Origin of the sequence: Noviherbaspirillum malthae (assembly GCF_015352985.1) — a bacterium.
Classification (GTDB): domain Bacteria; phylum Pseudomonadota; class Gammaproteobacteria; order Burkholderiales; family Burkholderiaceae_D; genus Noviherbaspirillum; species Noviherbaspirillum malthae.
Map to the genome: position 1 here is coordinate 1 of NZ_JACYXF010000068.1, position 24,827 is coordinate 24,827.

Consider the following 24,827-nt stretch of genomic DNA (forward strand, 5'->3'; position numbering starts at 1 on the left):
GGGGCGACGAGACAGCGCTGGTGAACACGGATGTGCAGGGACGCAGTTTTGCGCCCAGGGGCAAAACGCCGGGGACGCTGGCCGTAGGCGGCACACGGGAAAAGCTGTCGAAGATTGCCACGGTGACGAACCAGGGCAAGGCACGCTGGATGATCATTGACGGCGTGTTCAACCATGAACGGCTCATCGAGTTCTTCGAAGTGCTGGTCAAGGAAGTGCAGCGCAAGGTCTTCCTGACACTCGACAACTTGCCGGTGCATCACTGCAAGCCGGTCAAGGCATGGCTGGCAAAGCATGGGGAGCAGATTGAGGTGTTTCATTTGCCTAGTTACAGCCCTGAGCTCAATCCGGAGGAGCGACTCAATGCGGATCTGAAGCACGTCGTGCGCACTGCGGCGCCAGTCCGGACCAAGGCCAAACTCAGATCAGCGGCTGAGGCGCATATGACGATGATTTGCGAGGAGCCCGAACGTGTGAAGTGCTACTTCCGGGATCCTCATGTTAAGTACGCCGCTTAAACATATTTGAGGGCTGGATCAGGTGCCAGCCATGCCGCCTGTTCCCCTGTCAGGCGACTTCGAACAGCCCGGCTGCGCCCATGCCTCCGCCAACGCACATGGAAACCACTACATAGCGCACGCCGCGGCGCCGGCCTTCGATCAGCGCGTGCCCCACCAGACGTGCGCCAGTCATGCCATAGGGATGGCCGATCGAGATGCTGCCGCCATTGACGTTGTATTTGTCGGGGTCGATGTCAAGCTTGTCCCGGCAGTACAGCACCTGGCAGGCGAAGGCTTCATTCAGTTCCCACAGGCCGATATCCTTGACCGACAGGCCATGCTGCCTGAGCAGCTTGGGGATCGCATACACCGGACCAATGCCCATTTCCTCGGGTCCGCAACCGGCCACGGCCATGCCGCGATAGATGCCCAGCGGCGCAAGTCCGCGCTGTTCGGCGAGCTTGCGGTCCATCAGCACGCAGGCAGAGGCGCCGTCCGACAACTGGCTGGCGTTGCCCGCAGTGACCACGCCCCCCTCGATCACCGGCTTGAGCCCAGCCAGGCTTGCCAATGTGGTCTCGGGACGGTTACCTTCATCGCGGGAGAGCTGGACTTCCTTGTAGCTGACCGCCTTGGTTTCCTTGTCGACCACAGCCATCGTGGTGGCCATCGACACGATCTCGTCGTCAAACAGGCCGTTTTGCTGCGCCTGCGCCGTGCGCCGCTGCGACTCGGCAGAATAGGCATCCTGTGCCTCGCGCGAAATCCCGTATTTATTCGACACGAATTCCGCGGTCTGCAACATCGGCATATAGGCATGGCGCGCCGCGGCCACCACGTTGGGGTCGATTTCCTCGGCTGTCCAGGCCATGTAGCGGTTCTGCACCGCCGAGATATTGTCCTGACCACCGGCGACCGCGATCTTCATTCCGTCCACCATGATCTGCTTGGCGGCGGTGGCGATGGCCATCAGGCCCGACGAACACTGGCGGTCCAGCGTCTGCCCGGAGACGGTGCCAGGAAGGCCGGCGGCCAGCGCAGCAGTGCGGCCGAGGTTGCCGCCTGCGGTACCTGCGGTCAGGACTGCGCCGATCACCACGTCGTCGATTTCGCCGCCTTCCACGCCGGCTCGTTCGACAGCATGCCGGATCGCATGACCCATCAGCGTGGGGGATTTGATGTTGTTGAGAGAACCGCGGAAGGCGCGGCCGATCGGGGTACGTGCAGTGGAAACGATGACTGCTTCATTCATGTCGGACTCCGGTTGGGATAAATTTAATTGAACGGCCAGTCGGCGAAGCGATGCCCGCCAGTGATCATTTCGGTCAGCAGGCCGGCACGCGACCAGTAGCCATGCCGGTCGCCCCGCTGTGAGCCGTAATGGTCGAGACGGGCAGCGATCTTCTGCAAGCCGATCGTGTCTGCCATGTGCATGGGTCCGCCACGGAAGTCAGGGAAGCCGTAGCCGTTAACCCAAACCAGGTCGATGTCGCCCGGCCGGTAAGCGATTTCCTCTTCCAGGATTTTTGCACCCTCATTGATCAGCGGGTAGACGCAGCGCTCGATGATTTCCTCATCACTGATGTCGCTGCTTTTGCGACGCGTGATGCCATGTTGCTCTGCCAGCGCGACGCAAATGCGCTCCACTTCCAGGTCGGGCACCGGGTTCCGGCCGTCGTAGCGGTAATAGCCGGCTCCGGTTTTCTGGCCGAAGCGGCCCAGCGCCATCATCTTTTGCACCACCGCACGGTATGATGGATCATCAGGCAGTCCGCCGGCCTTGCCGCGTTCGATAACGACCTTGGCGGCCACGTCCAGCCCAGCCAGGTCCAGCATGCGGCACGGTCCCATGGGCAGGCCGAGCGACTGGATCGCGCCGTCAATCTGTGCCGGACTCGCGCCCTCCATCATCAGGAATTCGGACTCCCGCAGATAAGGCTCGAGCATGCGGTTGCCAATGAAGCCATAGCAGACACCGGAAACGACAGGCACCTTGCCTATGGTGCGCGCCAGCTTGACCACGGTGCCAAGCACGTCTGGTGCCGTCGCATCGCCGCGCACAATTTCCAGAAGACGCATCACATTGGCGGGGCTGAAGAAATGCGTCCCCAGGAAATCCGCTGGCCGGCCGCTGGCTTGCGCCAGGATGTTGACGTCAAGGGTAGAGGTGTTGCTGGCGATGATGGCCCCCGCCTTGCATACTGTACCCAGCTGTTTTGCGACCTGCTTCTTGATGTCCATGTTCTCGAACACGGCTTCGATCACCAGATCGCAATCGGCCAAATCCTCTACTCTCAGGGAGCCGGTCAGCAAGGCCATGCGCTTTGCCGGGTCGTCCGGACGCAGCTTGCCCTTGGCGGCGCTAGCTTCATAGTTTTTGCGCACGATGCCAAGCCCCCTTTCCAGTGCCTCAGCGCTGGTCTCGACGATGGTGACCGGGATGCCGGCATTGGCGAAATTCATCGCGATGCCGCCTCCCATGGTGCCGGCGCCGAGCACACCAACCTTGCGTATCGGGCGTGCCGTAAAGTCGGCAGGTACCCCCGGAATCTTGCCTGCGGCGCGCTCGGCGAAAAACAGATGGCGCATTGCCACCGACTGCGGTGACGCCCTGCATTCCTCGAACAATGCCGCTTCGACTGCCTCGCCTTCCTCGAACGGCAGCGTTGCAGCCGCTTGAACGCAGCGGACGATGCGCTGCGGTGCCGGATAGGCGCCCTTTTTCGTTTTTGCTTCGGCCAGTGCCTTGTCGAAAAAATCCGCCTCGATGCCTTCCATGGCAGGCGTGCGGTCTCGCGTCCGGCGCGGACCCTTGCCTGCGCCGAGCAGTTCCTGCACATACACAAGGGCTCGCTCCAGCAAGGCATCGTTCCCGCCCGGCTCGACCAACGCGTCGACCAATCCGCTATCAAGGGCCTTGGCGGCGTCGATCGGCTTGCCGCTCAAAATCATGTCAAGGGCGAGGCGCGCGCCGACCAGGCGTGGCAGACGCTGCGTGCCCAGCGAGCCGGGCAGTATGCCCAGCAAAACCTCCGGCAGGCCGAGACGGGTGCCTTCTACGGCGATCCGGTAGTGACAGGCCATTGCCAGTTCGAGGCCGCCGCCAAGCACGGTGCCGTGCAAGGCCGCAATGACCGGGCGGTCTAAGCTCTCGATACGGGCCAGGGTTCCGTTAAAAGTCTTTGCCTCGAAACCCGGTTTCGAAAATTCCGCGATGTCGCCGCCGGCAACAAAGGTCCGGCCGTCCGCATGTACGACAAGCGCCTGCAGCCTGCGGTCTGCCTCGAACTGATCGACCGCGTTTTTAATGCCTTGCACCACCTTGGGGGACAGGGCATTGACAGGTGGGTTATGAATACGCAGCACGCCGATGGTGCCGTGGACTTGCAGGGTGGCCAGGTCGCTCATGTCATTCCGGTGTTCTGATGAAAGCCTTAAGCTATCAGGAGCGGTATTGACGGGCTTGCGTTAAGTGGCTGAAAGAGGGAAAGACGCGAGGACAGGCTGAGGCAGGGCCGGGGCGCCCTTTCAGAGCATCATGCATTGAGGAACAGCTGGTGGAAAGCTGGCACGCCGCCGGCGCCGGTTTTGGGTGGGCGTTAACACTTGGCGGCACTCTGTCCGATACGTGCCGGCTCAGTCGGGAACGTTTGTCAGAGCGAACTTAACGCCCGCGACAGCCGGTTCAGACGCCGCGCCAGAGCGGCGCGCGCTTTTCTGCAAACGCCCGTGCGCCTTCCTGGGCGTCCTCGGATTTCACCACGGGGTCGACGATCGCGGCCTGCCGGCTGAACAACGATTCCGTTGGCCAGGATCCCGACTCGACGATGATGCGCTTGCTGGCCATTACCGCCAGCGGTGCATTTTCCGCGATGGCCTCTGCCAGCTTCAGCGCGGCGGCGAGCGCTTCCCCGGGCGGCGCAATGCGGTTAACCAGACCAAGCGAAGCCGCGCGCGGCGCATCGATCGTGTCACCGGTCAGCGCCAGTTCCATTGCGAGGTGGTAAGGAAGGCGACGCGGCAGGCGCAGCAGGCCGCCCGCTGCCGCCACCAAGCCGCGCCGCACCTCGGGCAAGGCAAAGCGTGCGTTCTCGGCGGCGACAATCAGGTCACAGGACAGCGCGATCTCGAACCCGCCCGCGACTGCATAGCCTTCGACCGCGGCAATCAGCGGCTTGGCTGGCGGGCGCTCGACGATGCCGGCGAAGCCTGCGCCGGACACCGAAGGCCGCTCGCCTCGGGTGAAGGCTTTAAGATCCATGCCGGCGCAAAAACTGCCGCCCGCACCGGTCAGTACCGCGATGCGGAGCGTCGGATCGGCGTCGTAACGGGCAAGCGCCTGCGCCAGTGCCTCTGCCAGCGCCTGGTTGACGGCGTTGCGTGCCTCGGGGCGGTTCAGGGTCATGATTAGCACTGCGCCTTCAGTGCGCGTCAGAATTTCGTCGGCCATTGCGGACTCTCGTCTAAGAAAGTAGGAAAAAAACAGGAAATGGGCGGCGCCGCACGATGGCTTTACATCCAGGTCAATGCCTGCCCCCCGTCCACGGGTATGGCGGCGCCGGTGATGTAGCGTCCGGCATCGCTGGCCAGAAGCAATGAGACGCCATCCAGGTCGTCCGGACGACCGAAGCGCCGCATCGGCGTGCGCTTGACCAGTGCCTGCTCAAAGTCCTTGAGTGACTCCTGCATGTCGGTTTCGATATTGCCGGGACAAATCGCATTGACGCGTATGCCCTTGCCTGCAAGTTCCAGGGCCATCACGTGCGTGAGGTGGATCAGGCCAGCCTTTGACGCGCAGTAACTGGACAGGGTACCGCCGGCCCGCATTCCGGCGGTGGACGCGATATTGATGATGTTGCCGCTGCGGCGGGCAGCCATGCGACGTGCCGCTTCCTGGGCAACCAGCATCGCGCCCTTCAGGTTGGTGTCGAACACGCGTGCTATCTCGACTTTATCCTGCTCAATGAAGGGCTTGCTGTAGATAATGCCGGAATTGTTGTAAAGGATGTCCACCGGCGCGCCCGCCGCCTGCTCTGCAGCATCGAAGGCGGCGGCGATGGTTTCGCTGCGCGTGACGTCCAGGTACACACCGCTGGCTGCGCAACCCTCCCTGCGCAGCGCGGACACCGCCTCGTCGACGCGTTCCTTGCGGCGTGCGGCCAGCACCACGTGGGCGCTGGCGCGGGCATACAGGCCAGCCACGTGCCGGCCAATGCCGCTTGACGCGCCGGTTACCAGAACCGTCTTGCCACGCAGGCTGAACAAGGTGTCAATCACTGTTGATTCCCCTTATCGTTGTTATGTATCGTGACTAGCGCGGTCAGGATACCGCCGAACTCCTCAGTGCTGTAGCGGCCGTTCGGCCTGAACCAGGTCATCGCGCCGCGCACTGCACCATGCAGGATCAGCACCGCGGCGTCCGCTTCGCAGCGCAGCAGTCCGGCGGCATGACAGGCCTCGGCCGCATGCTTCCAGCTGCGGTTGTAGCGCTTTTGCATCCGTGTCAGCTCCGGCTTGGCGGCTTCCGGTACGTCCCGCCATTCCAAGAACAGCACGGCGTGGTAGTCCTTCCGAGCGCCGCCGACGATCGCCTCGAGCTCCAGCCGCACCAGCTCGCGCAGCTGCTGCAGCGGTGCCGGTACGTCCTCTAGGATCCTTTCCGCGCGCACACAGATGGTGAATGCGGCTTCCCGCATGATTTCCAGGAGTATTTCTTCCTTGGACTCGAAATGGTGGAACAGGCTGCCGGACAGGATGCCTACCTCGCTGGCGATGTCGCGCACCGTCGTTGCCTTGAAGCCCCGCTGGCGGAACATCGAGGCCGCGGAATTGAGTATGCGTTCCCGCGGTACGGCCGGATCGACAGCCTTGCGTTGAGACCGGGCATTGCGCCTGTGCTTGCGAGCTTCGTCGGTGTCGACTTTCAGGTCCATCAGTGTGCCGCTGAAACGAAGCTGCCGTCATTGATCACGGCAAGGCTACGGGAACCCGCGATGATGTCGCGCGGTGTCAGCCCCCAGTAGCGGCGCACGGTATGGCTGAAGTGCGACGAATCGGGAAAGCCAGTTTCCAGCGCGATATCGGTCAGCTTCAGGTTGGTATTCACATAGGACATGAAATTGCGGGCCCGCTTCCAGGCGCGGAAGCGCCTGAATGTGGTGCCGACCTCATCCTTGAACAAATGCAGGAAGCGCGAAAACGACAGGTCGACCTGGTCCGCGTATTCCTCCGCGCCGACGCTGTCGGAAGGATTGCGCTTAATGCGATTGACCACCGCGGCCATGCGGCACTCCAACCGGCGCGCCGGCAAGGTCTCGCCGAGCAGGAATTCATCAAGCCGGGACCGGATCGTGTTGACGTGGACAGTGCCGTCGGCGAGCGACAGGAAGCCGTCGCGCAGGCGCGGCAAGTGTTCCGCCCGGCCGGCCGTGCTTTCTGCGTTGTCCGAAGCCAGCCAGTCCGGCAGGCGCGTCATGTCGATGCTCTCCGGTTCGATCATGTAAGCCCCGATCCTGCGGTCGACAGTGGCGATCTGGTGTGGCGTATCAGGCGGCACCACGCATATCTCCATGCTCTGCCAGCCGCTGTTGCCGATCATGACGTGCATCGGCGAACCTAGGGAGACATACACCGTCAGCGCGCCGAACTCCCTGGTATGCGGTTGCCCGAGCAGACCCGCGTAACAGATGCGGTCCGGGGTGATGAGCATCAGCTTGCCGCGGCCGGCGGCTGCAATGCCGGCATTCGAAGAGGAGGATTTCTCGCTGCAGAATACAAATTGAATCGTCATATCGCCAGTCTCCTTGTCTTGGACCATCACACTGAAGTGTCGGGCACATGTGTTTTTGCAGAGCGTCATCCCGATCTCTTTTTTCAGCATGCCATGGCTGGGCATACAAAGCAACTGCTTGGTTTTACGACGCATTTGAGAAATAGCAAGTCCATTGCCTGCGGAAATCCCGCGCCCTCATGGTGATGTATGCGCTAGGCACCGGCAGCCTCGGCGCGTTGACAAAGGCATATTTCTGCAAAGCACCAATCAATTGCTTGGTTACGCCATGGTACCGGTGAGCGCCATGCCAGGGCCGGGAATAGCATGTTTTCACAAGTCGGCTTCGGCTGGCCATGTTAGATTGCCCAGGAATCAATCCCGCCGGAATGAACGCGGCAAGGGAAGTCTGCCGCGACCGCCCAACAAGGAGACCTGATGGAGATTACAACGCCGGCCAGCGTACTCGTCCGACGCGCCGCCAATCCCTGCCTTCCCGAGTTCCTTCGGCAGCAGGTCGCACGCCACCCGCAGCACATTGCTCTGAAGGATGACAGCCGCAGCTTCACCTATGCCGAACTCGACCAGCGCACCAACCGCCTGGTCCATGCACTCGCCGAGCGCGGCGTCCGCCACGGCGACCGCATCGCCATCCTGGCGGAGAACCGCCTGGAATACATCGAACTGGAAATTGCCGCCGCCAAGGTGGGCGCCATCCTTGCTTGCCAGAACTGGCGGCAGGCGGACAACGAACTGGAGCATTGCCTGCGGCTCGTGTCGCCGCGTCTGGTGATCGCCTCGGCGCGGCACGCGCCGGCGCTCGAACGCATCGCGCACGGCATCGACACGGTGATCCGCCTGGAGGATGCGTATGAGGCCATGCTCGCGCAGGCGTCCCCGGAGGCGCGTGCGCCGGACCAGCCGCTCGACCCGGAAGACGGCATGATCATCCTCTATACGAGCGGCACGACGGGCCTGCCGAAGGGCGCCCTCATCAGCCAGCGGGCCATGATCGCCCGCATGACGGTAGGCCGCATCGACGGCCTGGTGCAGCCGTCGGATACCTTCATTGCCTGGGCGCCGCTGTTCCACATGGTGTCGACTGACCAGGCGCTGGCCACGCTGATGACCGGCGGCACCGTCATCGTGATGGACGGACTGAACGTGCCGGCCCTTGTATCCTGCCTCGCACAGGAAAAGATCGGCCATCTCACCCTGATCCCCGGCATGATCGACCTGGTCATCGACGAACTGCAGCGCAGCGGCATCAAGGCGCGCGGCGTGCGCACGCTGGGCTGCATGGCTGACCTCGTTCCACGCGAACAGATCGCCCGTATCACCACGCTGCTGCAGGCCCCCTTCCTGAATTCATTCGGCGCCACCGAAACCGGCGCGCCTCCCGCCAGCCGCGCGATGATCCCGGTCGGCGTCACGCCGGCGGCGCTGCCGAAGGAGCAGAGTTCGCACTGCATCATCCGGCTGGTCGATGCCGACGGTAATGAAGTGCCGGACGGGGTGCCCGGCGAGATGGCGGTGCGAGGCCCCACCCTGTTCAGCGGCTACTGGGGCGCGCCGAAGGAAACCGAAGCGGATTTCCGCGATGGCTGGTTTCACATGGGCGATGTCTTCGTGCGCAATCCGGACGGCAAGCTCGATTATGTTGACCGCCGAAAGTACCTGATCAAGTCCGGCGGCGAAAATATCTATCCGGCGGAAATCGAACGCGTTCTGCTGTCCCAGCCTGGCATCGCCGACGCCGTTGTTGTACGCAGGTCCGACCCGAAATGGGGCGAAGTACCGGTCGCCTTCGTCGTCAAGTCCGACCCGGCGCTGCAGGCTGCCGAGATCATCGAGGCTTGCCGCGGCAGGATCGCGGGCTACAAGCTGCCGAAAGACATTTTGTTTGTGCGCGACGATGAACTGCCGCGCAGCACCACCGGAAAGATCAAGCGCCACGAGCTCGAACAAGCCCTGGCCGAGCGGCTTGCCAGCAAGACTAACTCCCCCCTTTCTGCCATCGAAGGATAAACCTATGTCCAGCCTTGCCCGCAATCTCCGCATCGTACTCTGCGCGACTGCCCTTTCAGGCGCGTCGATCGCCTTCGCCGACACTGTCAAGATCGCCTACATTGATCCGCTTTCCGGCAGCTTTGCCACGACGGGGCAGAACGTACTCAAGAGCTGGCAGATGGTGGCGGAGATTGCCAACCGCGAAAAATGGGCCGGTGATCATACTTTCGAGGTGGTCGGGTTTGACAACAAGGCAAGCCCCCAGGAAACGCTGGTCATGCTCAAGACTGCGATCGACCAAGGTTATCGCTATGTGGCACAAGGCTTCGGTTCCGGTGCCGGACTGGCGCTGATCGATGCGATCAACAAGCACAACGAGCGTAACCCGGGCAAGGAGGTGATCTATCTGAACACCTCGGCTGGTGATCCGGACATGACGAACAGCAAATGCAGCTTCTGGCATTTCCGTCTCGATGCCCACTCCGACATGCGCATGGAGGCGCTCAGCTCTTTCATTGCGGAGGACAAGGGCATCAAGAAGGTTTATGTCATCAATCCCAACTACGCCTTTGGGCAGCAGGTGAGCCGCGCGGCCAAAGAGTCGATCAAGCGCAAGCGGCCGGATATCGAGATCGTGGGTGACGACCTGCATCCTTTCGGACAGGTAAAAGACTTTACCCCTTACATCAGCAAGATCGCCGCGTCCGGCGCTGATGTAGTCGTCACCGGCAATGCCGGCTCCGACCTTGCCCTGCTCATCAAGGCTTCCAAGGAAGGCAACCTGAATGCGGCATTCTTTACCTATTTCGCCAGCAGCCCTGGCACTCCTGCCGCCCTAGGCTCGGCTGGCGCAGGAAGGGTAAAGTCCCTTCCTTACTGGCACCCGAACAACGAGACCTTCGCCGGCAAGGAGGTGGTGGAAGCCTTCAAGAAAAAATACAACGACGACTTCTTTTCGTCGGCCACCTATGCCGGCATCGCATTGCTTGCAAAAGGCATCAAGACGACCAATTCTATCGACCCCGTGAAGCTCGCATTCGCCATGGAAGACATGAAGGTGCAGAGCCTCAATGGCGAGGTCGAAATGCGCAAGCAGGATCACCAGCTCCTGCAGCCCCTTTACATGGTCACCTGGACCAAGGTAAATGGCCAGGACGTGAAATACGATCACGAGAACACCGGCTACGGCTGGAAGACCGACGCCAAAATGGAGCCTCGCGTTTCCGCGCTGCCGAGCTCGTGCCGGATGAAGCGTCCCAATCTATAGTTTGGGCCCGCAAATAGATTGAATTTTAAGCTTAAGCGTTGTCTGAATTACGTGGATAAAGACGATGCGAGAACGCTCAGCCCGGCTGAGCAACATGAGCGGCGACGCTAGGTCATTCGTGCCCATCAGCGCGGACGGTCGAAGACAGAAATCGCCATGGAGGTCGGGCTAAGTCATACGGCGGTCACGCGCATCATTGCGCGCTACGAGGCCGAAGGCATGGCTGCGTTAGCGCCGCGCAAGCGCGGTCGCCGTGACGGAGAAGATCGGTCGCTCACGGTAGAGCAGGAGACCGAGATTGGCCGCATCATTTGCGACAAGCGTCCTGAACAACTGAAGATGGACTTTGCGCTATGGAGCCGAGCGGCTGTCATGCAGCTCATTGCCGACAAGTTTGATATTCGTTTGCATGTACGCTCGGTAGGCAAGTATCTGACGCTCTCGGGTTTCACGCTGCAAAAGCCGATCCGGCGAGCTATGAACAGTCATCGCAGGCGGTAAGCGAGTGGCTGGAGCAAACCTACCCGGAGATCGCGCTTCGCGCCAAGAAAGAGGACGCCGAGATTCACTGGGGGCGACGAGACAGCGCTGGTGAACACGGATGTGCAGGGACGCAGTTTTGCGCCCAGGGGCAAAACGCCGGGGACGCTGGCCGTAGGCGGCACACGGGAAAAGCTGTCGAAGATTGCCACGGTGACGAACCAGGGCAAGGCACGCTGGATGATCATTGACGGCGTGTTCAACCATGAACGGCTCATCGAGTTCTTCGAAGTGCTGGTCAAGGAAGTGCAGCGCAAGGTCTTCCTGACACTCGACAACTTGCCGGTGCATCACTGCAAGCCGGTCAAGGCATGGCTGGCAAAGCATGGGGAGCAGATTGAGGTGTTTCATTTGCCTAGTTACAGCCCTGAGCTCAATCCGGAGGAGCGACTCAATGCGGATCTGAAGCACGTCGTGCGCACTGCGGCGCCAGTCCGGACCAAGGCCAAACTCAGATCAGCGGCTGAGGCGCATATGACGATGATTTGCGAGGAGCCCGAACGTGTGAAGTGCTACTTCCGGGATCCTCATGTTACTCAGGAGTCCCGAATTTAGGCGACAATTTAAGAACGAACTAAGGATGTTCTGGTCGAACTTGCATGAAGAGAGACGGCAAAACATTCGATCATCAGACGTTAGAAGCCATCCGCTTGATGGCCATTGAACGCGTCCGCGAAGGCGAGCACCTGGCAGATGTGATTGCTTCATACGGTTTCAATCGAACGACAATCTACAGTAGCTCGCCGTCCATTGCGCAAAGGTGAACAGCTCAAAGAAAAGGTCGACAAACAACTTGCAGATATTCAGGAGCGCCCTGAACTTGTTCGCTCATTCTTCAATGCTCCATCTGTCGCCTATATTCGCGACTGCTGAGTAAGTACGCCGCTTAAACATATTTGTGGGCCGGGTCAATAGAGACGGCCATCTTGCGAGCAACGTCCAAGTCGTCAGATGCAATTCCGCCGATTGTGAATCCATGTACCACCTTGATCATATTTCCTCTCCCCTGCTCCAGCCAGGTGACTCGGAGCTCATCTTGGCCAAGCGGCAGAAGATCTGCGATAGCCACGCCATAACAAGTCGGTATGGGTTTGTCCGACCACGAAATCATGACTATTGCCCTTTTCGAGGCCTTGTTTTCGGAAAAACATAATCACAAACCCATGCCGGATCAATAACGACTGGATTCGGCCTGAGTTGGATGACCGTGCGCTTGGAGATGGTGACACATGCGTTTCGCGTGTGACCACGCCACTTCTCACCGGGGATGTGATATGTTGGCCACGATCGGGTCTGCCCGCTTGTCCATGCGCCGCGCGTGAAAACGTCACTGCGCAACGAAATCGTGAACACGGTTTCCTCCATACAGCATGTCTCCGGGCCAGGCTGGGTCAGTCTGTCAGTAGGCTGAGTCTTCTGCTTTTTGAGAAATGCGATCGCATTTGCAACGGTTCCGATCATGATGCCATCATCGTGTCCCCTATGGATCAGCCATTGCGGTGCCGGGATTGAATGCGATTGAAACGTTTGGCTCCTCGCATAGGTTTAATTAGCTATGGAATTGTGCTGCCTCTCGCTTATACCATTGACGTCTCATCTAGCAGCGCCTTAATCGTTACGTATTACTAACGTACGAGTGATTCAATGTGTCGAGTGCTCGTCAAGATGCCAGAATCGGCAATTTTTTCGCGGCCGATCGGGTGCAGAACTGCTTCATTCGCCTAGATTCAAAGTTACAAATAGAAGTTTCATTCAGGCTATTTGCGTTTCTATCCCACCGGATAACGTTGCCTTATCCCAAGTGATCGAGTGAATCCCCCTACCGCGGCGCCGGGAATGGCGTAATGCTGGCGCATGGACTATCCTGAGCCTCCGGCGATGCCGGGTGCTGACCGGCAAGGCGTCCGAGCCCAAGTCTGTAGCCATGGCGTTTAGGGATGGTCGGGAGGTCTGCCAGCGGTGACGCACATGTTCGGGAAACCGATGCCGCGAGGCTGGCAAGCGGGGGATCAGCGCCCGCCGCCGCACCGACTATAGAAAACTATAGTTGACTATAGTTGGCTATAGTCCGCTGTAGTTTTCATTCCTAATTGCAAATTCCATCATGGGAACTCTAGAGATTCTTGACTGCTATTCGCGTGGCGAGATGGGTCGTCGCCAAGCGCTTGCGGCTCTGCGCATGGGCGAGCGCGACTACTGCCATCTATTGCGTCTGCTGGGAGAAGCGGAGTTGCCAATTCCGACCGCAGCCGAGGAAGAACTTCAGCGCCAGGCGAACCTACTGGCGGCGATTCTTGGAACACCGGACTGCATAATTTAGCGTTTCACCGCCGCACTTCGACCAAGAGTGGCGCCTGCCAGGCTTATAAATAAGCTTGATTTTCCGCGGCTGTGCATTAAAGTGGATCCCGGCAGTGTGAACGTGCGAAGGCACGGGGTGATGGAGACGGTTTTTCGGCAGGCTATCACTCGTCTCGGCCCCCAAAGCCGATTCTCCGGTGGCACCGGCCTAGCGGGTTAAATTCCCGGCACTGCCGCCAGATTTTGGCACTCATGCGCGCGTGGGCGCGGGGTGGCGCGGGACGCCCGCCGCCTGGGTACGTGGTAACGCCCGACCCGGCCAGACTCGTTATCTGGCCTGCCTGGTTCAACTCCAGCGGGTGCCTCCATATCTTGAAGGGGAAAAGCTCATGGATAAAAGCCTCGACAGCACAGTGAAGCGCGGGATCAACCCGGCAACCGGCAAAGCTTACCGATCGAAGGGCGGGAGTGATCCACGCCGGATGCGGTGGGTCGCTGACCAGGGCAGCGTGTTCACCGAGGAAGTTGTTGAAAGCAAAGGCGAGGCCGGCGTGCCGGTCTTTGCACGCATCAGCGTGGCTTTCAATGTCGGGCCGGAGCTGGCGACGCACATTGTCGCGGTGCATAACAAAACGCTGGCGTAAGGCGGACGGGATAGGTGAGCCAATGGGAGAGTACACAAAAAACGCGAAGTGGCCGCCGGATGATCCGTTTTTCTACCGCGACGGGCTTGATGAAATAGAGATACCCGACGACGTGCGCAAAAAGCGTGAGGCCGCGCGGGCCGAATCGCGAGCACGCCGCAAAGACGCCCTCCGCGATGTGGCCGAGCGAATGGTCAAAGGAATGGAGCGATTCGATAGCGACCCCGAATTTCGCGCCAAGGTCGAGAAACGGACGTTCTAAGATGAGTGAAAACGGTAATCATGTTCCTTCATCCACGCACCCTGACCCCATGCGCGACCGCAAAGACTGGCAGGAGTACCAGCAGGCGCTGAAAACGGTGGCGGCAGCATTGGGCACTACTGTTTTTTGCAGCCAGAAATATGATTACATGCGGGTGCAGCCTCGGTTTGATGGCTTGGGAAGAGAGCAATTCGATGCTCTTTCAACGCTTGCGGACTTGGTTGAATTGGTTAGCGGTTTTCCCGAACGGTACTTGGAACGCCTAGAGCATCATGCGTCGCCCGTCGATACACGTTTGCGCGAAATGGTTCTTGCCGACCTGCGCGAGGCCGTGGCGAAGGCGTTGGTGTCGCGTCCCAGTGACCAATCGCTCGGGTATCTTCAGGGGAAAATCATCGCCTTCGCGCTGTCCGGCGTCATCACAAAAAGCGAGTTCCACGACTTCCACGACGAGCTGGAGCGTGTCGGGCTGTCGTCGCGCATGCCGGGATGGAATCGACATGACGACACGTAGCTTTGCGGAAGCAATGATTGCGGCGTTCGCTGATGTGTCGCCCGACGCTGATTTATCCGAGCGACGCGACGCGCTAAGCAATGCGTGGTTTGACGTTTTGTGGACACCGGAATTTGCAAATGTCGTGCTGTCATCGGATCAAATGGCGATGGCGGCCAAGTATGTGACAGGTGAAATTTCGCTCGCGGAATTCCGTGCTTCACTTGCGTCATGGCCGATGTTCATTGAGCCGGACGGGCCGCTGCCGTTGCCAACGCATATTTGCCGTCGGAGGAATGATGCTGATGACTGACTGCGAACATTTTGTTGGCTTTTCGACTGTGCCGGATGCCGAGGGCTTGGTCCGCCAGAACCGCGTAGCGTCTGGGGAGTTTGCAGCTGATACGCGCGAGCTTTTCGCGGTCGCAGACTCGTATTTAAAACCCGAAGCAAAACGTCGCCCGGATGAAAACCCGCAAATGTCGGACGATGAAATTATCGGACGCTATCTGCATAAATTTAACTATTGTCCAAACTGCGGCGAAAGATTGCTGAATGGCTGACGGAATTGATTTGTTACCGGCCGATGTGCCGCAATCCGTGCGCGAGGTTGTGCGCGGCTATGCGCCGCCCATACAGCATGCCTGGCAGGTCCGCAAACTGATCGAATTTTGGGCTGAGCCCGATGGATGTGGCAACCCGAGCCGCGTGGCAACGACTGAGCGCGAGATTCTGCTCTGATGATCCAAAAATGGAGGACCGATTTCACGGCCCGCGACAGCCCTGCGCGCGTCTTGCGTCGCTACACTGGTAAGGCCAACCATGGAGGGCAATGGACATGCTTGAAAAGTACAGCGATTCGTTGGATTACTCCGATGACCAGGTGCGGGAGCGATGGGAACGCTTTGCCGCACTCGTGCGCCGCGATTGGGGCTGTTTCCCTCAGGTTTATACCGAGGTCCACCATTTAGATGGAGCTCACCCGCATGTCCACCTCGTCCCTGCCCCTTACAACAGCATTCGCGGATACAAGGACCAGTTCGCGCTGCCAGATGGCGCTCCACCGCACTCAAGTGTGGTATCTGAACCTGAGCCCGCACAAGATACTGGCTGCGCTTGCAAAGACGTACGAGCAAGGCAATGACGCGACGCTGCACATCACGGTGCCATCTGGCCTAGACCGCGCGCTGGCGCAAGAGATTGTGTCGCACATCATCGACTCGGCCCCGCCCGTGGCGTACGACTTGATGTGGCGCGATCGAGGCCAGAACTGCGCCGATAAGATCCTGGAGGTGCACGTCGAGCATCCAAGCCGCTACCTCAGTGACAGTGAATAGCGTGCTAGCCGGCGCTGATATCGCGCCGCCCGGCGCTGTCGGAGCGCCGCCCTAGCCTTTTTTCGGCGGTTTCCATCCCGATTTGTCATCGGGTGACAAATTCCCTTGCAGCAGATCATAGCCTGGCACGCGGGCCGGCTTCGGCCTGAGCTGCGCGAAGTGCGTCCAATTTGTCGTTGAACTCTTTGCTCTGGAATCTAATGTTCAAGTTACGCTCAGTCGCAATGCGGACAACGCGCTCATTGAACGTGGCGTCCCCGAGGGGGTCAAACCGCCCATTCCCGAATCGTTTTTGGGCTAATAGCAGCGCCAGCTCGATGCTGTCGTCGGACTCTTGCATAACGTAGATGGCGTTGCTCGTATCCCGCAGAATCTCAATCCCATTCGTGTTGAAGTACGATACGTCCCCGTTGCGCCGCACCTGGTAAGACATGTCCTCCGACCGATCGATCAGGGCTACTGTGGTGCTAACACCAACCATCACGAACGCGCCGGTCCGGGGCTTGCTGCGGCGCTCGATCTCATTGCGCTGGCGCCGCAACTCGAGTAGGGCTTCCAAATCGCCCGCTTGCGCCCGTTCCAGCAAAAAGCCTCTGTACACCGCCCGTGCCGGATCGGTCCGGTCGAGCCCGGCCAAGCGCTCGCGCGCCGCACGGATATCCGTCTGCAGCCGCCTTTCTTCCCGTGCGATCTGCATCTTCAGAATTGATCGCTGAGCCTTGAAATCCGCATAAGCCAGGCGGCGCCGGCGCAAGTTCTCCATTTCCAGCTTGTGTTGCTGGCGCAAATTGCGCAATGCATCCTTGGCCGCGCGGATGGCCGCCTGCTCAACCGGGCGTAAGTCGATCCGCTTGGCATGCCGGGCCTTTTGATAGCTGCGCCACATGGCCGGATTGGGTGGTGGCGGCGTGATCGCCGCACGCTGCTTCAGGTTTTGCAGCGTGTACACGCCTTGGAGATAGCGGGATGCCTCAGGCCAGGATTGCCGGAAATGCCTCGTCAAAAGGTCTGCTACATTCGTGTTCTGGGTCGAGTTCCTATGCCGGATCCGCGGCATGCCGTCCCGGTACTCCGATCCATCGGTAACGACGTAATCCTCCGGCCGCGCGCCGTAGTCCTTTGCCAGCTGAGCGAGCAGGAAATGCGGGTCGATCCGGCGCTTGATCTCCCGCATCAATGCGCGCTGCCCTTCCTCAGCACTTGCCCGCGCGTCTATGTGGTCGCGTAGCAGCTGCTCGGCAAAATTGACCGCTGCCCGACCGGTCCCCTCATTGATTATTCGTCCGGTTCGCCCGGCATCTGGTGCGAATCGCACTGCTCCATCGGGATCGGTGCGTCCCGGTCGTCCCACGTCACTACCAGCATGTCCTTGCAAAAGGCCCTCACCCCCTCCGGTGTCGCTGACCAAACGGCGTGTATGCATGCTTGGCATAGTGTGAATACTTGCGGTCGACGCTCCACTGGCAAATTTCGCAAGGTGCGACTTGTCAGCGGCAGCTCGGGCGGATGCGCCGGCCCCAGCGGATGCGGTATCTGCGCGGGCGTGGATTCCGGCGTTTTGGTCGGCGCGCTGGCGCCGGCGTCCTCTTGTGTCGGTTTGTCCATAGGTCTCCCCTTTGTCGTACTTGCGATAGAACTCTTGCTCCAGATGCCCCAACAACACCATTTTGGTTTCGTTATCGGCGGCCTTGTATTCGGCGTATTCCTTCTTGCGCCCGCTGTTGAGCAGCTTGACCTCGCGCGAGCGGCGCAGCACCCAATCTTCCACGAGGTCATCGAGGTCATCGCTGGACCTCTTACCCACGCCAACCTTGCCGGCAGGCTTGCTGTCGAACTTAGGCGTCGCGCCCATGCAGTCGCGGAAAATCCCTGAGCTCAAATTGACCCATTTATCGAACCCCGGCGGCTTGACGGCGACATACTCCCGTTCCGGCCCCTTGCCTGGGTTGCGGACCCGGACCTCACCGTATTCCTTCGCCAGTGCAACCAAGCCTTTTTTGTCGGTGATCTGGCGCTCGATGACCGCCGCTTCCAGCACTGCCTTGACCTTCTTGTAAGAGCCTTTTTCAAACTCGGTGACGCGATCGCGCCCGATGATATCGGCCTTGGTCGTGGAATCGCTGCGGGGCCGGTCCTTCGGTGACACCAGGTTGTAATCGCGGTTGATCGCTTCCTGCAGCGCATCGAGCCAGATGGTGTTTTGCAGCACGCGGCCCATCGGGTTGAGCGCCTTGCCCGAAATCAGGTTGATGTTCGGTATAACCAGGTGAAAGTGATCCGAGCGATCCACATGCTCGCCCGTTTCCTCATGGGTGTACGACTTGATCTTGGCGTAGTGCGCCTCGGCATAAAATGCAAATTCGTCAGGCCGGAAAGCGGCCATTAACTCCGCAACGTACCGGTCCACGATCGATTTCATGGTTTCTTGGGGCAGGTCCTTCTCGCTGAATGATCCGGTCAGATGTATATAACGCTCCCCGTTGTGTTCGATCGACTTGATGAGCTTGCGCGTCGCTTCCATGTCGCCGGCCAGGACGACCCGCTCATCGAGTTCGTTCCTTGTGTACGGCCTGCCAGCTTTTTTGCCGTGTTCGAGGTACTCGATGATCCCGTCGTCTCCACCGCCCTGGCGGATGATCAAGGCGGCAGCCTCGATACCATGACGCGGTTAAGAATCGCCAGCTGCTCCGCGACCGCCGCATATGTCTTGTCCGAGCAGCGGTCGTTCAGATGGTCGAAGTGGACCCTTTTTGCGATTTGGTTTGTGTTATTGGACACCGACGCATAAAGCCGATGCATGTCCCTGGTGAGCACCTTCATTTTCGCCGGCACGGGTGATGGCGGCTTGATGATGACCTGCCCTTTGTCGAACGCGGCCTGTAGCGTTTCGCGAACGAAGCGCGATGCGGACATGCCGCCGGCCTTACATGCGGCCATGACTTTATCGTGCAGCGGCTTAGGCAAGCGGCACGCTACAACCGACGATGGGTCGTCAATCTCGAAGTCGCTTGGGCCGGCATAGTACGGGTCATGCGGTTTCATCGATGCCTCCATCGAAGAAAGGATACGTGCGTCAGCACGGGCGGGTTTGGGAGTTTCTAAGAGGGGCCCGCCCCTCTTAGGCACAAATTTGGAAATGTTGGCGTTAGCCAACGTTTACAAATTCGTCGTGCCTGTCTTTCCTCGTTTCTTAGCTGCTGGGAAATATCTTAGCGTTCCGGGCATCGTATGGGCTTCGAAAAGCCTTGCAAACACCTTGCCGTCACGGGGGTGACTGTGCGCGGGTGCCATTGACCTGGCGTTTGGCACATGGTGCATCCTCGCAGCTTGACACCGCGACGGCCAACTCGCGGACGCCTCGGCGCCGCTAAACGCATTTATAGCGACTGGCGCGCTTATGGCGCCGGCTGGCGTGGTCCCAACACCGCACGGCGCGTTGCTTGCGTTTTCAGAAAAACAGGATAAAACCATTGCATCACTTTACGAAGGGACCGCACATGCGAAACGGAATGAGCGCCGGCGGAATGCGCGCGAAACTAAGATATATGTTCGGTGAGTGCATCGGCCATCCGGTCGAGCGTCTGAACATCAGCCATTTCCATGACATCCAAGCGATTCTCCATACCTTTAACATTCCAGCGATGGCGATCAAGCTGGATCGCCCCGCTGGCAGCAACTGCAACCGGGTGATTCATGCGTGCGCGACGACTATGGGCGTTCCGGATACCTCGCATGTCGCTGCGCCTGGCCATGCTGTGTATGTAATCGTGGGAACGAACGTCGAGCCAGAAGAAATTGTCCGCATGCTGACCGACGCCGAAGTATGGCCGAGCGCCCCGCTACCGTCGCACCAGGCGCATCAAATGAGCCCGGACGCTTTTAAGGAACTGGTACGCGAAGCTTTCAAGGACCAACCGCCGCCAATGGCGCAATACCAGTATGGACTGTTTTAAAACGCAATCGCTCGTATGGAGCGTCCCCGATCGCTTGGCTGGCACCCTTGGCTTCCGCGGGTCATCGGCGGGCCTAGAGGACGGGGGAATCAGAAATGACGGTCGCTGAGCCGATCGGCTTCCGCCGCCAACATTGTGACGACACGCGAGTTGTCCTCGATGGCTTTGAGCGCGGCGCCGACGATATCAATACCATCGTTGACGCGCATATCTTGCCGAACGCGAATCTGGAGCCGCAGGTCTACGCGAAGCACCCGGAGACTATTCCGGACGGGCTGGGTGTTGGGATACATCGCTTTTGCGAAAGCGGCGGCGAACACGTTGTTTATCTGCGCGGCCACGATCCTAAGCTTGGCCAAGGCGAGCAGGAAGCCCCGCTACAAGGGTATTTAGCCAGTCGAGCACCCGGCTGGCGCTGGCCACTGCGTCGTCAAAGCCTGCGTGATCGCTCGATATGATCGTGTGGCAGCAAATGCGGGCCAAGCAAAAAGTATCGTCCGGCCTGACGAGACCCCTCTTAGTTATCAAATCGATAAAAAATCAGGCGCCCGCACCTGTGTATAACTTCCTGTCCGGCCCGAATGACATTTGATTAACACCGGCGCTGTCGGCTCTCATGCTTAAAATTCTCTACCCCGTTCTGAAATTCGCCACACCAGATCAAAACTTTGACTACAATAATAATGTGAGCGCATACATATCCAACGCGCATGATAACTGGAATGAAAACAGGTAATGGACGATCTGAACAAACGCATCTGCATCTCAACGATCAATCACGGCAAAATGCGAAGCGTGAAAATCGTCATCCCCGACTGGGTAGAGTTTGATGACATACCTCTCGACGTAACCAACATGCCGGCCGCTGGCGACCCGGATGGCGAGCCTGGCGAGCTGGCCAAGCTTGCCGTGTGCAACCTCACCGCCACCAGCATTCTGTTCGTCCACCTGCTGCAAAAATAGGTATCGTGAGCGCATACTGCATCTATTGCTCGGATGCGTTCGGCATTTACCACGTCAACCAGGACGACGATCGTGACCCATACGGAATTATCGTGTTTGACGTATTCAATGGTCGTGGTGCCATCTTCGTTGGCGTACGTGTTCACGCGCTGGTGTTTGAAACGAAATTGATTCGAAAGGTTTAACTGGCATGTCTAAGCAACCCGCCCTATCAAGGGGGCAAGCCCGACGCTGGCGGATATCCGCGCTGTGCGCGAAGTGGGTGGCATTACTCGGACGGCGGCCGGCGCGGACCTGGGAAGCATTCGCACCCGACGACATTCTTGCGCAGTACTGCGATCTGATCCCTGTCGTTGTGTCCCCGAGTGGATCGTATGCCGAAACAGTCAGCGAACGCTAAAGCAAACTGAATCTGGAGACCTCGCATGTCCGAAACTGCAACCATCGACTATCCCGTTCAGGAGCAACTCTCGCCGCGTCCTACGCTGTTTCGCGCCTGTTGCCACTCCAGCGCCGCCCGACTGGAAGATCACACACCGTCTGATGAAATAGTGTTTATCGATGCCGTGGACCGGGACGACGCGGCCCGGCGACTCACGCCGCTGCTTGGGAGCCTCTGGCATGTGCCTGTTGAAAGCATCGGGTTTTACAATCTGATGGCCGAATACGAGCTTTATGCCGACTCAGCCAACATTCGGGGCGGCGATCTTCGGCTGCTCGAAGTGGGGTACTGCGGTGCCAGAGGGCCGCTGTATCCCAGTCCTAACACTATGCCGTATATGCTTGTGCGCCCCGAGACCATCAAGCGCTTGAAACAGGCTTGGGCCACTATCCCGGCGGATGCTTGGCGCGGTGGTTTGTAGAAGAGGGACACGGATGCCATACGTATTGATGGTGATGACGTTCTTGGGCCTACACGGTCTTGCTTGCCTTGGTACCCGCCATAGCAATGCCTCTGCCCTTTTTGGTTCCCTGGCGCTTGCTTGCCTGCTGGGCCGCTGGCGTAGCCAGCGCACTCCTCTGCCAATGCCTGTTGAAACCGCTCGCAGTTAGTACGGTTAGCTTCAAAGTTGCTATAAAAGTGAAAAGCTCCACAAGGAACTTGAACCGGCTGGCTGTGACACGCCAATATTTATGCCTAGTTCAGCGCCCGATTCCAAGTCACTTTCGAGCGTATCAACGGAAAACAGGCTGAGACACAACCAAAATCTTCGGCACACCCCCGTGGGGTACGAGAATATCCCACCCGTCACATCCTAAAATAAAGGTGAGATTATAAGCGACCCCCTATAGAAATGTACCCGATTTGCGTTTACACTAACGCTGTAGTGCACATTAACGCACAGGAAAACTGAAATGAAGCTAAAACCAGTCACAATAAGGAAGCAACCGGCGCTAAAGGCGTCGTTGGCTCGCACCTTCGCTGGTTATTCCGGTTCCGAGAAGTCGTTCCGCGAAATGGCGGATAAGCTTCGCGGTGCGCCAGTTTTGGACGAAGCTGGGAAGCCGAAATACCATCGCACCTATACGCATGCCGATATCCGCAAGATTCGGATGAAGCTGCTGAATATCCCGGATGCGTCGAAAACCGCGCTGCCCGCCATCATCCCGGGTCGGATGACCAAGGGAGGCACCGGCAAGACAACCGTTATGGTCAATGTCGCAGTGTGCCTAGCGATGCTCGGCCACAAAGTGCTCGTGATCGACGGTGATCCACAAGGTAGTATCAGCGCCGCTCTCGGTGTTGATTGGACTCGCTCCCAAATCACGCATATTTCCAAGCTGATGGAATGGCAGAAGAAGAATGTCCCCTTCAACATCGAGGACGCCGTGTGGCCAATCTACGAAGGCGGCATGCTTGACCTGATCCCGGCTGATATCACGATGAGCGACGAAGGCTGGATGATCTTAGCGCAGCAGCGCGAGCGGTTATTCGAGAACTTGATTGAGAAGCAATCTGAATTCTTTAGGCGGTACGATGTGGTGCTCGTTGACTGTGCACCGGGATCTAGTCTGTTGAGCACAACGCTGATGCTTGGCGGCTCAAAAATTCTCACCGTGGTCAATCCTGAAGGTCAGGCCCTCATGGCGCTCGACGTGCTTGCGAGTACCGTAGCTGAGCTGATCGATGTCAAGCCAATCGGCGTACACATCGTCTGCAATAACGTATCTACTGGTAAGCGTCCGCACCTAGACTGCCTTAATTACCTCGCAGAGAAGTATTCCACTATTGTGTCGGGAACCGTTATCAAAACGGCTGTCGGCTTCCTGCGTGACGTGAAGCTCGATAATATCCCTGAAAACGCACCGCTGATGGAACGTGAACCGACCTCGCCTGGCGCGGGGGATATTCGGGCAGTGACCAACGAAATCATCAAGGCGTTCGATATCCGGTTGGCGGGCGTGTCCACCGACCCGATGACCGCTGCAGTGGAAGAACCCGTTGAGGTCGCAGCATGAGCCGCCGCGAACCGCTCAAACTCTCCGGGCTGGTAAGAAAAGAGTCCCCTGAGGCCTCGAAAAACTCCGAGCCAGCGCTCCTCATGCAGGCCATCGCATTGGCTGCCGCTCCTCCCCCATCGTTGCCGACTGAGCCTGAGGTCGAGGCGCCAGTCGCCGCAGCGCCAACTGCGCTTGCGTCGGTACCGAGCGAACCTTCTGAGCCTTCAGGCAGCGCTGTTTTGCCAGCGCTGCCTGAAGGCTTGCAAGGCCAGGCGATCCCGTTGCTCGATATCCCGCTATCCCTCTTGGACGAGAGCGAGAATCAAAATCGGGTGTCGATGGCTGATGCCGATCTGGCCGAACTCGCAAAGAGTATCGACGTGGAAGGCGTAACACAGCCCATTTCGGTGCGCCGGAAGCCAACGGGGCGCTACGAGATCGTCACAGGGCATCGTCGCGTCAAAGCGTCGGGACTCGCACGCAAGACGACGGTTCCGGCATACGTGCACGAGTACAGTGACGCACGGGCACTGATCGTGACGTTGACGGAGAACGAGAAGCGGGTCGATTTGACCGATTACGAACGCGCCCTCGGCATGGAAAGATTGTCGAAGACCGGCAAATCGCAAACCCAGATTGGCGACATTTACGGCATCGGCCAGTCGATGGTGTCGATGCATTTACAGATGCTCCAACTGCCGGAAGCGCTGCGCGCCATCATGCTGGCGAATCCAAAGGCGATCGGTGCGCGGGCGGGGGCGGATGCTGCCAAGCTGTCAAAGCAGTACCCCGAGCACGAAAAAGTGCTCGCGCAAGCTTTGACAGCAGTATCCGATGGCCGGATGAAGCAAAAAGATCTGAAAGATTGGGTAGAATCGAAGATCAAGCCCAAGGATAACCAGCCGCAGATCGTCAAGCCCAAGGTTAAACAGGTGAGTGCTCTGGACGGCACCCCTCTGTACACGACCGAGTGGAAACCAGGCGAGAAACAGCTGGTCATCAAATGCGTGCCTGATGGTGTCGACATGGACCAGCTGGAGCAAGTGGTTCGTGCGGCGCTGGAACAAATGCGTGGATGACTGCGTTGTCAAAAACACAACAAAGTCATCATGGTTTACCGGAGATTGTTGCTATTTTGCAATTTCCGGATTATTGATTTTCAATATTTATGAAAATGGTTACTTGATTTTTGGAGCCTGAAAACGAAAAAGCCGAACTCTGGACAAGTTCGGCTTTCACGTTGGATGGTACTTTTCGCGTGTGCCTTGGACGGGATCACAACACGGGGACTTCAGACACCTCCTAATGTAATCCCCCTGAGCCCACACGTCAACCCCTTTTGCGCC

The 24,827-nt window shown here is 58.9% G+C and carries 26 protein-coding genes and 2 pseudogenes; 20 read left to right on the plus strand and 8 right to left on the minus strand.

The features are described 5' to 3' along the window. The coding region (locus IGW03_RS31680; protein ID WP_194726455.1) for an IS630 family transposase at positions 1-518 on the plus strand (518 nt) is incomplete at its 5' end. 49 nt (positions 519-567) lie between these two features. Here the strand turns inward: IGW03_RS31680 and IGW03_RS31685 are convergent. From IGW03_RS31685 to IGW03_RS31710, 6 genes are all read right to left on the minus strand, one after another. After that, positions 568-1,752, minus strand: a complete 1,185-nt coding sequence (locus tag IGW03_RS31685) for an acetyl-CoA C-acyltransferase (RefSeq protein ID WP_194726456.1) — start codon at positions 1,750-1,752, stop codon at positions 568-570. A gap of 23 nt (positions 1,753-1,775) precedes the next feature. Further along, on the minus strand, positions 1,776-3,908 hold the full coding sequence (locus IGW03_RS31690) for a 3-hydroxyacyl-CoA dehydrogenase NAD-binding domain-containing protein (RefSeq protein WP_194726457.1): 2,133 nt from the start codon (positions 3,906-3,908) through the stop codon (positions 1,776-1,778). 277 nt (positions 3,909-4,185) lie between these two features. Continuing rightward, entirely contained in the window at positions 4,186-4,950 is a 765-nt protein-coding gene (locus tag IGW03_RS31695; RefSeq protein WP_194726458.1) for a crotonase/enoyl-CoA hydratase family protein, read from the minus strand. A gap of 62 nt (positions 4,951-5,012) precedes the next feature. Continuing rightward, a complete protein-coding gene (locus IGW03_RS31700; protein ID WP_151639269.1) occupies positions 5,013-5,777 on the minus strand; it encodes an SDR family NAD(P)-dependent oxidoreductase in 765 nt (254 codons plus the stop codon). Next, positions 5,774-6,433: a TetR/AcrR family transcriptional regulator gene (locus tag IGW03_RS31705; RefSeq protein WP_151639270.1), complete on the minus strand. Its 660-nt coding sequence runs from the start codon at positions 6,431-6,433 to the stop codon at positions 5,774-5,776. Before IGW03_RS31705 ends, IGW03_RS31700 begins: the two co-directional genes overlap by 4 nt. Beyond that, positions 6,433-7,290 carry a helix-turn-helix domain-containing protein gene (locus IGW03_RS31710; protein ID WP_194726459.1) on the minus strand — a complete coding sequence of 286 codons (858 nt, stop codon included), beginning with the start codon at positions 7,288-7,290 and terminating at the stop codon, positions 6,433-6,435. Before IGW03_RS31710 ends, IGW03_RS31705 begins: the two co-directional genes overlap by 1 nt. A 417-nt stretch (positions 7,291-7,707) precedes the next feature. Between IGW03_RS31710 and IGW03_RS31715 the strand changes: the two genes are divergently transcribed. From IGW03_RS31715 to IGW03_RS31775, 13 genes and pseudogenes are all read left to right on the plus strand, one after another. Further along, positions 7,708-9,297 (plus strand): class I adenylate-forming enzyme family protein, encoded by a 1,590-nt coding sequence (locus IGW03_RS31715; RefSeq protein WP_194726460.1) that lies wholly within the window; start codon positions 7,708-7,710, stop codon positions 9,295-9,297. Between the two features lie 4 nt (positions 9,298-9,301). Next, on the plus strand, positions 9,302-10,546 hold the full coding sequence (locus IGW03_RS31720) for a branched-chain amino acid ABC transporter substrate-binding protein (RefSeq protein WP_151639273.1): 1,245 nt from the start codon (positions 9,302-9,304) through the stop codon (positions 10,544-10,546). A gap of 51 nt (positions 10,547-10,597) precedes the next feature. Then, a pseudogene (locus IGW03_RS31725) lies at positions 10,598-11,641 on the plus strand (IS630 family transposase). A gap of 44 nt (positions 11,642-11,685) precedes the next feature. After that, positions 11,686-11,820 (plus strand): annotated as a pseudogene (locus IGW03_RS31730) (IS630 family transposase); the annotation flags it as partial. Continuing rightward, positions 11,786-11,959, plus strand: a complete 174-nt coding sequence (locus IGW03_RS31735) for a hypothetical protein (RefSeq protein WP_194726486.1) — start codon at positions 11,786-11,788, stop codon at positions 11,957-11,959. The pseudogene IGW03_RS31730 and the gene IGW03_RS31735, both read left to right, overlap by 35 nt. 1,231 nt (positions 11,960-13,190) lie before the next feature. Beyond that, a complete protein-coding gene (locus IGW03_RS31740; protein WP_194726461.1) occupies positions 13,191-13,406 on the plus strand; it encodes a hypothetical protein in 216 nt (71 codons plus the stop codon). Positions 13,407-13,776: 370 nt separating this feature from the next. Next, the gene (locus IGW03_RS31745) at positions 13,777-14,031 is read left to right on the plus strand and encodes a hypothetical protein (protein ID WP_194726462.1); all 255 of its coding nucleotides are present in this window, start codon (positions 13,777-13,779) and stop codon (positions 14,029-14,031) included. Between the two features lie 22 nt (positions 14,032-14,053). Then, complete coding sequence (locus tag IGW03_RS31750) at positions 14,054-14,293, plus strand: hypothetical protein (RefSeq protein WP_194726463.1); 240 nt, start codon at positions 14,054-14,056, stop codon at positions 14,291-14,293. Position 14,294: 1 nt separating this feature from the next. Next, on the plus strand, positions 14,295-14,807 hold the full coding sequence (locus tag IGW03_RS31755; RefSeq protein ID WP_194726464.1) for a hypothetical protein: 513 nt from the start codon (positions 14,295-14,297) through the stop codon (positions 14,805-14,807). Continuing rightward, positions 14,794-15,099, plus strand: coding sequence for a hypothetical protein (locus IGW03_RS31760; protein WP_194726465.1), 306 nt, complete (start codon positions 14,794-14,796; stop codon positions 15,097-15,099). The genes IGW03_RS31755 and IGW03_RS31760 overlap by 14 nt, the downstream gene beginning before the upstream one ends. Next, on the plus strand, positions 15,092-15,349 hold the full coding sequence (locus IGW03_RS31765; RefSeq protein ID WP_194726466.1) for a hypothetical protein: 258 nt from the start codon (positions 15,092-15,094) through the stop codon (positions 15,347-15,349). Before IGW03_RS31760 ends, IGW03_RS31765 begins: the two co-directional genes overlap by 8 nt. Further along, the gene (locus tag IGW03_RS31770) at positions 15,342-15,527 is read left to right on the plus strand and encodes a hypothetical protein (RefSeq protein WP_194726467.1); all 186 of its coding nucleotides are present in this window, start codon (positions 15,342-15,344) and stop codon (positions 15,525-15,527) included. The genes IGW03_RS31765 and IGW03_RS31770 overlap by 8 nt, the downstream gene beginning before the upstream one ends. Positions 15,528-15,772: 245 nt before the next feature. Beyond that, complete coding sequence (locus IGW03_RS31775; RefSeq protein WP_194726468.1) at positions 15,773-16,123, plus strand: hypothetical protein; 351 nt, start codon at positions 15,773-15,775, stop codon at positions 16,121-16,123. 115 nt (positions 16,124-16,238) lie between these two features. On the opposite strand, the gene IGW03_RS31780 is transcribed toward IGW03_RS31775, so the two are convergent. Both IGW03_RS31780 and IGW03_RS31785 read right to left on the minus strand, forming a co-directional pair. Further along, the gene (locus IGW03_RS31780; protein ID WP_194726469.1) at positions 16,239-18,764 is read right to left on the minus strand and encodes an LPD7 domain-containing protein; all 2,526 of its coding nucleotides are present in this window, start codon (positions 18,762-18,764) and stop codon (positions 16,239-16,241) included. Then, positions 18,761-19,165 carry a hypothetical protein gene (locus IGW03_RS31785; protein ID WP_194726470.1) on the minus strand — a complete coding sequence of 135 codons (405 nt, stop codon included), beginning with the start codon at positions 19,163-19,165 and terminating at the stop codon, positions 18,761-18,763. Before IGW03_RS31785 ends, IGW03_RS31780 begins: the two co-directional genes overlap by 4 nt. A gap of 467 nt (positions 19,166-19,632) precedes the next feature. Between IGW03_RS31785 and IGW03_RS31790 the strand changes: the two genes are divergently transcribed. The 6 genes from IGW03_RS31790 (at position 19,633) to IGW03_RS31815 (ending at position 24,560) form a co-directional block, all read left to right on the plus strand. Then, positions 19,633-20,076 (plus strand): hypothetical protein, encoded by a 444-nt coding sequence (locus tag IGW03_RS31790; RefSeq protein WP_194726471.1) that lies wholly within the window; start codon positions 19,633-19,635, stop codon positions 20,074-20,076. A 95-nt stretch (positions 20,077-20,171) separates the two neighbouring features. Next, the gene (locus tag IGW03_RS31795; RefSeq protein ID WP_194726472.1) at positions 20,172-20,534 is read left to right on the plus strand and encodes a hypothetical protein; all 363 of its coding nucleotides are present in this window, start codon (positions 20,172-20,174) and stop codon (positions 20,532-20,534) included. A 277-nt stretch (positions 20,535-20,811) separates the two neighbouring features. Continuing rightward, positions 20,812-21,039: a hypothetical protein gene (locus IGW03_RS31800; RefSeq protein WP_194726473.1), complete on the plus strand. Its 228-nt coding sequence runs from the start codon at positions 20,812-20,814 to the stop codon at positions 21,037-21,039. Between the two features lie 425 nt (positions 21,040-21,464). After that, positions 21,465-21,902, plus strand: coding sequence for a hypothetical protein (locus tag IGW03_RS31805; RefSeq protein ID WP_194726474.1), 438 nt, complete (start codon positions 21,465-21,467; stop codon positions 21,900-21,902). 493 nt (positions 21,903-22,395) lie between these two features. Next, the gene (locus tag IGW03_RS31810) at positions 22,396-23,499 is read left to right on the plus strand and encodes a ParA family protein (RefSeq protein WP_194726475.1); all 1,104 of its coding nucleotides are present in this window, start codon (positions 22,396-22,398) and stop codon (positions 23,497-23,499) included. Next, positions 23,496-24,560 carry a ParB/RepB/Spo0J family partition protein gene (locus tag IGW03_RS31815; RefSeq protein ID WP_194726476.1) on the plus strand — a complete coding sequence of 355 codons (1,065 nt, stop codon included), beginning with the start codon at positions 23,496-23,498 and terminating at the stop codon, positions 24,558-24,560. Before IGW03_RS31810 ends, IGW03_RS31815 begins: the two co-directional genes overlap by 4 nt. Positions 24,561-24,827 lie beyond the last annotated feature (267 nt).